The sequence below is a fragment of the Pacificibacter marinus genome, assembly GCF_900109555.1.
GTDB lineage: Bacteria > Pseudomonadota > Alphaproteobacteria > Rhodobacterales > Rhodobacteraceae > Celeribacter > Celeribacter marinus_C.
This window is the reverse complement of sequence record NZ_FNZV01000012.1, coordinates 73577-86329: the sequence shown is the minus strand read 5'-3', so window position 1 is coordinate 86329 and position 12753 is coordinate 73577. Positions and strand designations below refer to the sequence as shown.

Sequence of the window (12753 nt, the reverse complement as noted above, 5' to 3'; positions counted from 1 at the left end):
CGACAAGATTTGCAACAACACTCTCACGCAACCGTGTGAATATGACGGTAAATGTTTCATTTTGTGACAAAGATCACTACATGATCCCCCAAGTTATCAGTGGAACTGACTATGAGCCTTGCCCCAAGCCTGCCTGAACTCATCGCCCGCGCCCGTGCAGATTTACGCATGGGGGTGCCCATTGTGTTGCGATCTGCCACGGGCACGTCTGTGGCCATTGCCGCGGAAAACCTGTCAAATGATCGGCTGATCTCGCTCGCATCACTTGGAGATGTAGTTTTGGCAATCACCGCACGTCGCGCTGAAACGCTCAAAGCCCCCGCTTATGACAATAACATAGCCCGCTTTGAGGTGCCAAAAAGCGCCACCAAAGAATGGATCCAAGCAGTCGCAAGCCCCGAAGGCGACCTTGCCACACCAATGAAGGGTCCCTTTGTCAGCCAACGCGGTGGCTGTGCAGAGCGCCACCGCGCCGCAATCAAGCTTACGAAATCGGCTCGATTGCTGCCCGCAGCTATTTTGGTCGACACCTCAGAAGCACTCGATTTAGCTGCTGCGCATGGATTAACGATTGTGCCCGTTGAAGATGCCAGTCCCTATATGGCTTTGCTCGCGCCCTTACACGATATCATCCACGCCCGCGTGCCACTTGCTGCCAGCGAAGCAGGCCGCGTTCATGTGTTTCGCCCTGATGATGGTGGTGAAGAACACTTTGCCATTGAAATTGGCAAACCAGATCGCGACGCGCCTGTATTGGCACGCTTGCATTCCGCATGCTTCACTGGTGATTTGTTTGGCTCGCTCAAATGCGATTGCGGCCCACAGCTTCATGCAGCCCTGACACACATGGGAACCAACGGCAGCGGTGTTTTGCTATATCTCAACCAAGAAGGGCGCGGCATTGGCCATGCCAACAAAATGCGCGCCTATGCGTTGCAAGACCAAGGCTATGATACCGTTGAAGCCAACCATAGGCTTGGCTTTGAAGACGACGAGCGCGATTTTCGCATCGGTGCTGCTATTTTGAAAGAAATGGGCTTTCACTCTGTCAACCTGATGACCAACAACCCCGCCAAAATTGCCCGCATGCAAGAACAAGGTATAGTAGTCGTGCACCGTGTGCCGCTTGAAGTTGGCAAAAACAGCCACAACAGCGCTTATCTTGCGACCAAAGCCAAAAAGTCTGGGCATCTTTTATAATGCACCCCTTTTCACAAACCGACATCGTGGTGGGCAAATGGGGCGCGCGCTTTATGGGGCGAAAATTTCCCTGCGCGATTGGCAAAGGTGGGATCACATCCAACAAACGCGAAGGCGACGGTGCCAGCCCGCGCGGCACACATTATATGCCGGGCATTCTTTATAGAGCCGATCGCACACCGCCGATCACAGGGGAAATGATTCTGCCCCACGATCTGTGGTGTGATGCACCCGATCACCCCGATTACAACCAACTGGTCAAAGCGCCCTTTGGGCACAGTCATGAAAACCTGCGGCGCCGGGATCGTCTCTATGATCTTGTGATCCTTACAGACTGGAACTGGCCAAACGCCACAGCGCACAAAGGCTCAGCCATATTTGTACACCGCTGGCGCAAACCCCGTCACCCAACAGAGGGCTGCGTGGCATTTCGCCCAGATCATCTGCGTTGGATTGCCCAGCGCCTCACGCCCCGCACCCGACTTATTATACGCTAACTTTTACGCCAAGCCTGACGACGACGGGCCTATGCATCCGCTTCATAGGTGCGCGACCCAAAGATGGCAGAGCCCACACGCACATAGGTCGCACCATGGGCAATGGCACATTCGAAATCACCAGACATCCCCATAGACAATCCATCCAACCCGTTGCGTTTGGCAATCTCGGCCAAAAGCGCAAAGTGTTTGGCGGGGCTTTCTTCCGCGGGGGGGATGCACATTAATCCCTCAACCGGCAGGTCCAAATCACGGCACATCTTGATAAACGCATCCGCATCTGTGGGCAGCACGCCCGCCTTTTGCGGCTCTGCGCCTGTGTTCACCTGTATATAGAGACGCGGACATTGCCCTGTCTCGCCAGCGATCCGTGCAAGGGTCTGCGCAATTTTAGGACGATCCACAGTATGGATCACATCAAACAGGTCCATCGCTTGGCGCACCTTGTTTGATTGCATCGGCCCAATCAGGTGTAACTCAACCCCTGAGAACCTTTTTTTGAACTCTGGCCACTTCCCCGCGGCCTCTTGCACGCGATTCTCGCCAAAAATACGGTGACCAGCGCTTAAAACTTGTTCGACCCGCGCATTGGGCTGAACCTTGGAAACAGCAATAAGTTGCACCGTTTTGGGGTCTCTGCCCACGCGAATGGCCTCTTTTTCGACCCTATCTTGAATAGTTTTCAGACCCATGGCTGTCTCTAACCCCAATAAAACTTGATCATTTACATGTACCTAGGCCGCAAAACACGCTTGATGCAACACGTGTGTGACCAAGTTGCACCATTAATCTGCAGACCGCACAACTCAGCCCCGCATCTCTTGACCCATGGCGGCTTTAGTCGCAATTGTCTCGTCATGTGCTGGACGACCTAGCATGAACAATTTTTTCAATCCACGAGGGTAACAATGAAAAATATTCTTCTCTCCTCCGCTGCCATCGTCGCCTTCGCTGGCGCTGCAGCTGCTGAAGTATCATTCTCTGGTACTGCTACTTTGGGCTACAACGATGAGTACGCTGACGGCGTTTACTCAGACGTTGACCTAGACATCACAATGTCACAAGAGCTCGACAACGGTTGGACTGCTTCTTTGACATACGGCGTGGAGCTCGAAAACTTCGAAGCTGGCACTGACACTGACTTCACTACAGATGACAACCTCACAGTGTCTTTGTCAAACGGCACATACGCTTTGACATTCGGCGACACAGAGTACGCTGCTAAAGAATACTGGTCCGGCGTTTCTGAAATGGACGAAGATCGTTTCTCCGAAGTTGACGGCGAAGATGTTCTTAAAGTTTCCGGCATGTTCGGCGGCATCGAAGCTGGCATCTCTACAGGCGTAGACACAGACACTGGTGACACATACCAGACTTCAGTCGGCGTTAAAGGCGAAATCGGCGCTGTAAGCTTCTCTGCTGCTTACCAAGAAGAAACTGATGGCACCGTTCTAGGCACATCTGCAGACGCGGTTGCCAATGGCGACTACAGCGACTACGAAGTTTTGGCGTTGTCTGTTGGTACATCATTCGCTGGTGCTGACGTAACTGTTGCTTACGCACAATCAACACTTTTGGGTGCTAAAGAAGATTCAACAGGTATCGAAGTTTCTTACCCAGTTGGCGACGTTACTTTGGGCGCATTCTACGTGTCTGAATCAGCTCTCGACGACAACTACGGTATGTCTGTGGCATACGCTGCGAACAGCATCGAAGGTAAAGTTTACTACAAATCACTTAACGGCAGCGACGAGTTCGGTCTCGGCGCGTCTTACGACTTGAACAACGGTCTTGTTCTTTCTGCTGGTTACATCGACGGTGACAGCACAACAGACGACGACTTTGCAACATACGTAACTGCTGAATACGACCTTGGCGGCGGCGCATCTTTGTTCGCTTCTTATGCTGACCAAACAAACGTCGGCGGCGGTGACGACATCGACACTGTTGTAGGTGGCTACGAGTTGAAAGACGGCGCAACAGTTGCTCTTTCCTTCAAATTCTAAGTCTCTAAGACTTTAGACTTTTGGGGCCGCTCCTTTGGGGGCGGCCCTTTTCGTTTGCGCTCATCCCTGCTTTCCAAGCCGATGACACCGCCAAAGGTCTTGTTCATCCTAAAATTGAACGATACGGTTGCCACGATTGATCGTTAGGGAAACCACCGTATGCTCCGCCTGAAACACACCGCTTTTCTTGGCCTCACGGCCGCTCTCACGTTGACCGGTTGCGGCAACGGCAGTTTTGGGTCCATAGGCGACAGCTTTGGCTCAATCGGGTCTGGACCTTTCTCAGGCGGCGGACGCACCACACAGGTCAACGGCGAAACCGTAGACACCCGTAAAACAGGGCAAACTGTGGAATTGCCAAACGGCGAAACCATCGTGATCGAACAAGCCAAGAGCCGCAAAGTGTTAGGCGGTGGACGCGGATCACTTGAAGCTGGCGTACAAGTCAACAAATACATTTGGAACGCAGCGCTTGATGTGTTGTCCTTTTTGCCCGTGCAATCCGCCGATCCGTTTACTGGCGTCATCATCACAGGGTATGGCACGCCTCCCGGTGGCGGACGCGCCTATCGCGCTGTCATTCATGTGACCGACCCTGCACTTGATGCGCGCACGTTGAACCTATCTCTTTACACCCGTGGCGGCGCTGTAAGCAGTGACACCATTCACGCGGTTGAAGATGCTATTTTGACCCGCGCACGCCAATTGCGCACCGAAAAATAGGCTTTGGCCTTGGTGATCAAACGCGCACTTTACCACTGGGCGCTGACGTTTTAAGACCACGCGCCGGGCCAGTTTGCCCGGCGTTTTGATGAAAGTCCGAAGGATACACACATGAGCCGCTATTCCCCTGCCGATCTTGAACCAAAATGGCAGAAGGCCTGGAATGAGGGCGAGGTTTTTCTCGCCAAGCGTGATGAAAGCAAACCCAAGTACTATGTGCTTGAGATGTTCCCTTATCCATCGGGCCGCATCCATATTGGCCACGTGCGCAATTACACGATGGGCGATGTTGTCGCGCGTTATAAATCGTCAACGGGTCACAACGTCTTACACCCCATGGGATTTGATGCGTTTGGGATGCCTGCGGAAAACGCCGCTATGGCATCGGGCGGACACCCGAAAACGTGGACATATGCCAACATAGACACGATGGTCGATCAGATGAAACCGCTGGGGCTGTCGATTGACTGGACCCGCATGTTTGCCACCTGCGATCCTGAATACTATGGTCAACAACAGTCCATGTTCATCGATATGCTGGACAAAGGCTTGGTCTACCGCAAGAACGCTGTGGTCAATTGGGACCCGATAGACATGACGGTTCTCGCCAATGAACAGGTCGAAGACGGGCGTGGTTGGCGCTCTGGTGCTTTGGTGGAACGCCGCGAGTTGACGCAGTGGTTCTTTAAGATTTCCGATTATTCAGACGATCTGTTGAGTTCGATTGATAAGCTCGACAATTGGCCCGACAAAGTCAAAACGATGCAGAAAAACTGGATCGGAAAATCGCGCGGATTGCAGTTTGCCTTTTCGCTGATTGATGGCCCCGCTAATCAAGACCGCGTCGAAGTTTACACCACGCGCCCAGATACCCTGAACGGCGCGTCCTTTGTGGGGATTTCAGCGGATCACCCCTTGGCCAAACAACTGGCCGAAGAAAATCCAGACATCGCAGCATTCTGCGAAGAGTGCCGCAAAGGTGGCACCACTGCAGAAGCGATTGAAAAGGCCGAAAAGCTGGGACTTGATACAGGTCTAAAAGTGCGCCATCCGTTTGATACGGCTTGGGAATTGCCTGTTTATATCGCCAACTTCATTTTGATGGATTACGGCACAGGTGCTGTCTTTGGGTGCCCTGCACATGACCAACGTGATTTCGAATTCGCAACCAAATACGACTTGCCGATAAACGCCGTGTTTGGCCCAGTAGAGGGCGAAGCAAAGGCTGATGAAGCTTACGTTCCGCTCAAAACTGAGAAAGTACGCTACACGCGTGGCTTCAGCGGTGAAGAAATTCAAACAGGCGAAGAGGCTGTCGAAGCCGCAGTTGATTTTTGCGAATCCAACGGTGTTGGTCATGGCGTAACTAAGTATCGCTTGCGCGATTGGGGCTTGTCGCGTCAGCGGTATTGGGGCTGTCCGATCCCTGTTGTGCATTGTGATGCCTGCGGCGTGGTGCCTGAAAAGAAAGAAAATCTGCCAATTGAGCTGCCTGATGATGTGACTTTCGACATCCCCGGCAACCCACTGGACCGCCATCCAACTTGGCGTCAATGTGCTTGCCCTAATTGTGGTGCAGATGCTCTGCGAGAAACCGACACGATGGACACATTTGTGGACAGCTCTTGGTATTACGCGCGTTTCACAGCGCCCCACGCGACAACCCCAACCGTGGCAGCAGATGCCGAATATTGGATGAATGTCGACCAGTACATCGGCGGCATCGAACACGCGATTTTGCACCTGTTGTACTCGCGTTTCTTTGCCCGTGCGATGAACGAAACCGGCCACCTGCCAGACAGCGCCCGCGAGCCGTTCAATGCGTTGTTCACCCAAGGCATGGTCACCCACGCGATCTATCAAAACGCGGAACGCACTGATGAGCATGGCCGCGCGATTTACCACTACCCCGAGGAAGTTGAAGAACGCGACGGCGAAACTGTTGTCGCGGCAACAGGCGAAAAGATCACGGTGATCCCATCCGCCAAGATGTCGAAATCCAAGAACAACGTGGTCGATCCGGTTGAGATCATAAAACAATACGGCGCAGACACTGCGCGGTGGTTTGTGCTGTCAGACAGCCCGCCTGAACGCGATGTGGAATGGACGGCTTCAGGTGCTGAAGCATCCGCTAAACACCTGACCCGCGTACATCGTTTGGCAGCAGAACTTGAAGATACGCCAGAGCAAGGCCAAGGCGATGAAGATCTGATTCGCGCAACGCACAAAGCCATTGTCGAGGTAACCTTGGGCGTTGATAGTTTCGGGTTTAATGCATCTATCGCCAAACTCTACGGTTTCACCAATGCCATCGCCAAATCAAAGGCTGGCCGCGATGCAAAACGTTTTGCCCTCAAAACCCTTGCGCAACTGATGTCCCCAATGACACCGCATTTATCTGAGGAAATGTGGGCCATTTTAGGCGGCGCAGGCATGATCGTTCATGCGCCTTGGCCCGTCGCGGATGAGGCCATGTTGGTCGAGGATTCCGTGACAATGCCGATCCAAATCAACGGCAAACGTCGCGATGAAATCACTGTGCCCAAAGACATGTCGAAAGAAGAGGTTGAAAAGCTTGTTCTGAAAGCCGACGTTGTCGTGAAGGCGCTCGATGGCGGGCAGCCGAAAAAACTCATCGTGGTTCCGGGTCGTATCGTCAATGTTGTTGTTTAATCGCAGAACTTTTTTACTCTCTGTCGTGGCCCTCGCGGGCTGCGGCTTTCAGCCTGCTTACGGCCCAAATGGCGGTGCCACTGCGCTGCGCGGCATGGTGCGGGTCGCACAGCCCGAAGACCGCGAATCCTATACGTTGGCACATAAGCTGGAAGACATCTTTGCCCAACCTCAGGCTGAAAAATACCTTTTGACGTATAAGATCACGACCAGTGAGGACGCGGTCGGGATCACGCCGGATCAAGAAATCACGCGCTATCACGTCAAAGGCTCCGCCAAATATGCGCTGACAACTGTGGCAGATGGTCAAACAGTGGCATCGGGTGAGGCTGCCAGCTTTACCGCCTATTCCGCAACGGGATCGACCGTGTCGTCTGTAACGGCGACGCGCGATGCGTATGACCGTTTGATGTCAATTTTAGCTGACCAAATAGCGGCGCAAATCCAAGCAAAAATAGCGATACAAAAATGAAACTCTCCCCGCGCGAAGCTGTTGGATATTTCGCGAAACCAGACCCTAAAAAAGCTGGCGTTTTGTTGTTCGGGGCAGATGCGATGCGGGTCGCGTTAAAACGGCAAGATTTAATTGCAGCACTTGTCGGCCCGCAAGGCGAAGAAGAAATGCGCCTAACGCGAATCTCTGCCGCAGAATTGCGCAAAGACAAAGCCATGCTGGCAGATGCGATCAAAGCTCAAGGGTTTTTCCCCGGCCCACGTGTCGCGTTTGTCGAAGATGTTACGGAACAGCTTGCCAGCACCATCATTGAAAGCATGTCAGACTGGCGAGATGGCGATGCGCAGGTCGTTGTCACCGCAGGTAATCTCAAGGCCACCTCAAAACTGCGCAAATTTTTTGAAACACACCCAAATGGGTTTGCGGCTGCGATTTATACTGATCCACCGTCCCGTGGGGAAATTGAAGCCACGTTGAAGAAATCAGGCATCGGCACGATTTCAAGCGAGGCAATGTCAGACATCGAAACCCTATCCCGCAGTTTAGACCCCGGCGATTTTCGTCAAACGTTAGAAAAACTTGCGCTGTACAAGATCGGTGATCCGGCAGCGGTGACCAGCGAAGACATTGCCAACTGCGCGCCCGCCACGATTGAAGCTGAAGTCGATGACGTGCTGAACATTGTGGCCGAAGGGCGCACTGTTGAGTTGGGCCCCATAATGCAAAAAGTCGAAGGCCAAGGCATCGATCCCGTGGCTCTGTCGATTTTCACCATGCGCCATTTTCGCGCGTTGCATTCAGCCGCGTCTGATCCGGGCGGCGCTGCCTCTGGGATTGCTCGCGCCCGTCCGCCTATTTTTGGCCCACGGCGTGATCGCATGACCAAGCAGGCCCAAAACTGGGGCATGTATAAACTTGAGGTCGCTCTGGGCGTGCTGACGGACACGGACCTAACGCTCAGATCATCGTCGCGCGCGCCAACTATGGCCGTTATGGAGCGTGCGCTTATTCGTCTTTCGATGCTTGCACAGCGGCGATAGCGCCAAGTCCCGCAGCTCTGCCTGTTGCGAAACAGGCCGTCAAAAGATAACCGCCAGTGGGCGCTTCCCAATCCAACATTTCACCACAGGCAAAAACTGTTGGAATTTGAGTGAATTCAAAAGTGTCGCTCAACGATGTGAACCGCACACCGCCTGCAGTTGATATGGCTTCATCCATGGGCCGTAACGACACATCTGGTATCTTGAGGCCCTTTAAAATCGGGGCAATATCGGCAGGCAGCGGGCGTGCAAATTCCATCACCAAAGCGATTTTTTCTGGCGTCAGTCGCAGCATTTTGCGCAAAGCATTGGCAAGACTGTCTTTCGATTTTCGCCGCATTAGGGTCGATTTTACTTGGTCCATAGACATGTCTGGCAGCAAGTCGATCACCAATTCATGCCCTTCACGCACACCGCGCGACACCGCATAGATACCGCCGCCTTCAAGGCCGCGCTGCGATATGATAAACTCACCTCGAGAGGCATACGGGCCACTGCGCAATGCGACGCCTTTCACGGCTGCACCAAAATGGCGGTTCATATGAGAACTCCACGTATGTGACAGCGCCGCATTTGCGGGTTCAAATGCAGCGGTAGTTTGACTTGTCAGCAAAGATGCCCAACGCCCATCAGACCCTAACTTGGCCCAACTTGCACCGCCCAGCGCCAAAACAGTTGCTTTAGCATGGACGCGGCGGAGGCCATCTGGCGTTTCAAACAGGGCGCCATTTTCAAGATCAACCAAGCGCCACTTGCGGCGCAGGTCCGCCCCATAGCCATCAAGTCGGCCAAGCCAAGCGCGCAACAAAGGCGACGCTTTCATCGCTTTTGGAAAGACACGCCCCGTCGACCCTGTAAAGACGGGTTGCCCTAAGCCTTCTGCCCAATGCATCAATTCGTTGGATCCAAACGCATCCAATGCGGCTGAAAGCGCTGTTGGCAAAGGTATAAAATTTTTCTGGAACGCTTGCTGGTCTTCATTTTTGGTCAGGTTCAATCCCGACTTTCCCGCCATCAAAAGCTTGCGCGCGGGGGAAGGCATGGCATCAGCAATCACAACCTGCACACCTGCACGGCCCAGCTGTTCGGCAGCCATAAGACCCGCAGGACCAGCACCAATCACAAGAGCATCAACAGTTTCGCTTGGCACATCAGCGCCCGCATCAGACATCATAGAGAACTTAAACCTTTGATAGCTTGGATATGTGATACCTCGGCCTGCAAAACTTGTGCGCACAGATTATGTACTGCTTGGTCTAGCTGATCAGGTGCGACACTACGATCAATTAAGCCCCACGACAGCGCCTCTGCCGCGTCAATTTTTTCACCGGCCATAAGGATCATTTTAGTGCGTGCGGGACCGATCAATTGCGTCAATCGTTTTGCATCTGAGGGTTGTGGCAGAAAACCCAACCGCATCACGGGATAAAAGAATTTTGTCTGTGGAACACTCAGACGGATATCGCACGCCAAGGCCATGCCAAAAGCGCCGCCAGCCAGCGTTCCATTCAGCGCACAAACAGTCATGCACGGCAAGTTCGCAATCGCAGTGGACAGAGTTTCCCAAAGATCAGACACTGCCAGACCTGCGCGCGCCTCATCTAGATCAGCACCTGCACAAAAGATTGATCCAGCCCCTGTGAGCACCAGTACTTTTGCGTTCCCATGGGCGTCCCCCGCAATATCAATCAACCGCTCAAGCATCTGCGCTGTCAGTGCATTGGCTTTCTCAGGCCGATTTAGAGTCACTGTCCAAAGATCACCTTGGCGTTTCAAATCAATCATGTGGTCAATCCTATCAGGCGGCGTATCGTTTCATCGCGTAATGAAATCTCTTGGCCTCGAAATGCGTCGGCATCAGGGCCGCACATCCACAGCAGCGCTTTGGCGGGCCAATCCGCGGGAATATGCGTGCTCCAATCAAGCTGACTGACAGCATTGATACCAGAGGCCTTGATCTCGCGCTGCATTTCGGTGGCCACTGTTCCCGGCGACAGTCCAAGTACACGAATGCCATTGGCGCGCTCTTCGAGGTCCAGCATACGGGTGAGCATCGCAGCCCCCGCTTTTGATGTGCAATAGGCGCTCCACCCTTCGACAGGTCCATGCGCCGCGCCGGAAGACACCGACAACACAGTGCCGCCCCCACGCGCAACCATATCTGGAACGATCAATCGCATAGCACCAAACACCGCCTTGAGGTTGATCTCTATGGCTTTGCTCCACTCTTCGACATCCATATCAATCATCTTGCCAATCGGATGAATAACGCCCGCGTTGTTCACAAGAATATCAATCGGCCCAAGCGTTTTGCGTGCTGTATTTACAGCCACCTCTAGGGCCGCTGAGTCGGAAATATCGCACGGCAGCGCCAAGGCGTTGGGGCCTATATCTTGCGCCAAAGCTTCGAGTTCTTGCGCACTACGGGCCAGTAGGGCAACTTTCGCCCCTGCATCGGCGAAAATTCGCGCTGTCTGTGCACCAATGCCACGACTGGCGCCGGTTATGAGTGCGGTTTTTCCAGTGAGATTGATCATCTTAGCCCTTTGATTTATTGCAACTGTACTGCGCATTTGTATTGGCATCCAGCCTTGACCCTCACTCCACTTGCATGAAACTCTGGCGCAAAGTTTTCATTGGATATTCTTATGACACATCGTATTTCATTTTTGATTTCTGCAGCACTTACTTGTTCAGCTACAGCCAGCTTTGCAGACGTTTCTGCCCACGATGTGTGGAACAATTGGCAGTTTTTTGCCCAAAGCATGGGACAAAATTACACGGCGCGCCTTGAGCAAGACGCCGACACATTGGTGGCCTATGACGTTTTGATCAATGCGTCGGACCTCGCTATGGACGGCATGACCCTAACAGGCAGCTTGCCACGGATCATGTTGCAAGACCTGCCAAATGGCACTGTAAAAATCACGATACCAGAATCTGGCACCTACATCACTGTCATAAAAGGCGAGCCAATGCTTGGCTTTGATGCGTTCGAAGTCCGCAGCACGATAACCATGGACAATACCGTTATTGCCTCAGGCACCCCAAACGAAATTTCTTACAATATTTTGCCAGGCACAGTGACTTACGGAACTGAAAAACAAATCAAAGACGGTATCGCAATTGTGCCCGAACAGATGGTAACCCTGCTGGGGGTACATGGAACAACGACTGCTAAGATTGCTGATGGCACTCTTATATCTGGCATCGATATTCAAGCCGATGCTGTGACAGTGGAAAGCAATGGCACGACAGAGCTTGCGACAATGGAAAGCAGCTTTAAAGCTGCACCCTTTAACATCACGGCAGCCTTCACCAACAGCACCACAGCTGGGAACGCCCCAACAGATTTTATGAAATCCCTTGAGGGCAATTTCAGCTATGGTATCGGAAACACAACGTTTGAAATGACCAACGGCGATGCAGCTCAAATGATGCACATTGTTGGGGAAACACAAGAAGCCCAGATCAACGCCACCATTGCTGACGGATCGTTGACTTACGCAGGCACAACAACCAATACCGAAGTTGTGGTGGATGGATCTGCCATTCCGTTCCCTCAAATTGATTTTGGTGTTGGAACTGTTGAATTCGGCCTGACCATGCCGCTTTTAGCCAACAGCCAACCCAAACCTGTCGGTCTCAAGTTGGCGATTGATAAGCTACGCTTGCCAGAAATCGCTTGGATGATGCTCGACCCTCAAGATCAGATGGCCCATGATCCGGCAGCACTGACACTAGACCTGACTGGCAACATGGTGTCTAAAATCGACCTTATAAACCCTTCTGCCATGCTGGATTTGGCAGATGGCCATGAGCCGTTTCAACCCATTGACTTGATGCTCAACAAGCTTTTCGTGTCGATTGCCGGTGCAACATTGACAGGTTCAGGCGACGCGATCTTTGTCGAAGATGTTTCAAAAAAGTTTGGGCGCGCCCCCTTTGAAACCGCGAATGCAACCTTGTCGCTCACGGGTGGTATTACCTTAATTGATACACTGACCCAAAGTGGGATTATTCCACCACAAATGAGCACAAGTGCCAAAATGATGCTCGGTATTTTCGCACGCCCCGGCGATGCTCCAGATACATATATCTCTGACATCGCCCTACAAGGCGACGCTTTGACCATCAACGGCCAACCCCTGCCATTTTGA

The 12753-nt window shown here is 52.8% G+C and carries 12 protein-coding genes; 8 read left to right on the top strand and 4 right to left on the bottom strand.

All coding sequences use genetic code 11. The features are described from left to right. Positions 1–111: 111 nt before the first annotated feature. Together ribA and BM025_RS14620 are read left to right on the top strand one after the other, a co-directional pair. Positions 112–1200 (top strand): GTP cyclohydrolase II, encoded by a 1089-nt coding sequence (gene ribA, locus BM025_RS14625; protein WP_085850273.1) that lies wholly within the window; start codon positions 112–114, stop codon positions 1198–1200. Next, positions 1200–1697 carry a L,D-transpeptidase family protein gene (locus tag BM025_RS14620; protein WP_085850272.1) on the top strand — a complete coding sequence of 166 codons (498 nt, stop codon included), beginning with the start codon at positions 1200–1202 and terminating at the stop codon, positions 1695–1697. The genes ribA and BM025_RS14620 overlap by 1 nt, the downstream gene beginning before the upstream one ends. A 29-nt stretch (positions 1698–1726) precedes the next feature. Here BM025_RS14620 and BM025_RS14615 read toward each other — a convergent pair whose 3' ends face one another. Next, positions 1727–2389: a YggS family pyridoxal phosphate-dependent enzyme gene (locus tag BM025_RS14615; RefSeq protein WP_085850271.1), complete on the bottom strand. Its 663-nt coding sequence runs from the start codon at positions 2387–2389 to the stop codon at positions 1727–1729. A 216-nt stretch (positions 2390–2605) separates the two neighbouring features. On the opposite strand from BM025_RS14615, the gene BM025_RS14610 reads away from it, so the two are divergent. From BM025_RS14610 to BM025_RS14590, 5 genes are all read left to right on the top strand, one after another. Beyond that, a complete protein-coding gene (locus BM025_RS14610) occupies positions 2606–3703 on the top strand; it encodes a porin (RefSeq protein ID WP_085850270.1) in 1098 nt (365 codons plus the stop codon). A gap of 159 nt (positions 3704–3862) precedes the next feature. Continuing rightward, the gene (locus tag BM025_RS14605) at positions 3863–4426 is read left to right on the top strand and encodes a DUF3576 domain-containing protein (RefSeq protein ID WP_085850269.1); all 564 of its coding nucleotides are present in this window, start codon (positions 3863–3865) and stop codon (positions 4424–4426) included. Between the two features lie 111 nt (positions 4427–4537). Then, entirely contained in the window at positions 4538–7099 is a 2562-nt protein-coding gene (gene leuS / locus BM025_RS14600) for a leucine--tRNA ligase (protein ID WP_085850268.1), read from the top strand. Further along, positions 7086–7571: an LPS assembly lipoprotein LptE gene (locus BM025_RS14595; protein ID WP_170842200.1), complete on the top strand. Its 486-nt coding sequence runs from the start codon at positions 7086–7088 to the stop codon at positions 7569–7571. Before leuS ends, BM025_RS14595 begins: the two co-directional genes overlap by 14 nt. Beyond that, on the top strand, positions 7568–8593 hold the full coding sequence (locus BM025_RS14590; RefSeq protein WP_085850266.1) for a DNA polymerase III subunit delta: 1026 nt from the start codon (positions 7568–7570) through the stop codon (positions 8591–8593). The genes BM025_RS14595 and BM025_RS14590 overlap by 4 nt, the downstream gene beginning before the upstream one ends. Here BM025_RS14590 and BM025_RS14585 read toward each other — a convergent pair. From BM025_RS14585 to BM025_RS14575, 3 genes are read right to left on the bottom strand one after another with little or no spacing between them, the layout of a single operon-like run. Then, entirely contained in the window at positions 8559–9764 is a 1206-nt protein-coding gene (locus tag BM025_RS14585; RefSeq protein WP_085850323.1) for a TIGR03862 family flavoprotein, read from the bottom strand. The genes BM025_RS14590 and BM025_RS14585 overlap by 35 nt on opposite strands. Further along, the gene (locus tag BM025_RS14580) at positions 9764–10378 is read right to left on the bottom strand and encodes an enoyl-CoA hydratase/isomerase family protein (protein ID WP_085850265.1); all 615 of its coding nucleotides are present in this window, start codon (positions 10376–10378) and stop codon (positions 9764–9766) included. Before BM025_RS14580 ends, BM025_RS14585 begins: the two co-directional genes overlap by 1 nt. Then, positions 10375–11127, bottom strand: a complete 753-nt coding sequence (locus BM025_RS14575) for an SDR family oxidoreductase (protein ID WP_090875409.1) — start codon at positions 11125–11127, stop codon at positions 10375–10377. Before BM025_RS14575 ends, BM025_RS14580 begins: the two co-directional genes overlap by 4 nt. A gap of 114 nt (positions 11128–11241) precedes the next feature. On the opposite strand from BM025_RS14575, the gene BM025_RS14570 reads away from it, so the two are divergent. Beyond that, positions 11242–12753, top strand: coding sequence for a hypothetical protein (locus BM025_RS14570; protein ID WP_085850263.1), 1512 nt, complete (start codon positions 11242–11244; stop codon positions 12751–12753).

What these genes read in the sequence shown, in the direction of transcription:
- BM025_RS14585 (WP_085850323.1), bottom strand. Translation starts at nt 9,764, where the DNA reads ATGTCTGATGCGGGCGCTGATGTGCCAAGCGAAACTGTTGATGCTCTT.
- BM025_RS14615 (WP_085850271.1), bottom strand. Translation starts at nt 2,389, where the DNA reads ATGGGTCTGAAAACTATTCAAGATAGGGTCGAAAAAGAGGCCATTCGC.
- BM025_RS14595 (WP_170842200.1), top strand. Translation starts at nt 7,086, where the DNA reads ATGTTGTTGTTTAATCGCAGAACTTTTTTACTCTCTGTCGTGGCCCTC.
- BM025_RS14590 (WP_085850266.1), top strand. Translation starts at nt 7,568, where the DNA reads ATGAAACTCTCCCCGCGCGAAGCTGTTGGATATTTCGCGAAACCAGAC.
- BM025_RS14570 (WP_085850263.1), top strand. Translation starts at nt 11,242, where the DNA reads ATGACACATCGTATTTCATTTTTGATTTCTGCAGCACTTACTTGTTCA.
- leuS (WP_085850268.1), top strand. Translation starts at nt 4,538, where the DNA reads ATGAGCCGCTATTCCCCTGCCGATCTTGAACCAAAATGGCAGAAGGCC.
- BM025_RS14620 (WP_085850272.1), top strand. Translation starts at nt 1,200, where the DNA reads ATGCACCCCTTTTCACAAACCGACATCGTGGTGGGCAAATGGGGCGCG.
- BM025_RS14605 (WP_085850269.1), top strand. Translation starts at nt 3,863, where the DNA reads ATGCTCCGCCTGAAACACACCGCTTTTCTTGGCCTCACGGCCGCTCTC.
- BM025_RS14580 (WP_085850265.1), bottom strand. Translation starts at nt 10,378, where the DNA reads ATGATTGATTTGAAACGCCAAGGTGATCTTTGGACAGTGACTCTAAAT.
- ribA (WP_085850273.1), top strand. Translation starts at nt 112, where the DNA reads ATGAGCCTTGCCCCAAGCCTGCCTGAACTCATCGCCCGCGCCCGTGCA.
- BM025_RS14610 (WP_085850270.1), top strand. Translation starts at nt 2,606, where the DNA reads ATGAAAAATATTCTTCTCTCCTCCGCTGCCATCGTCGCCTTCGCTGGC.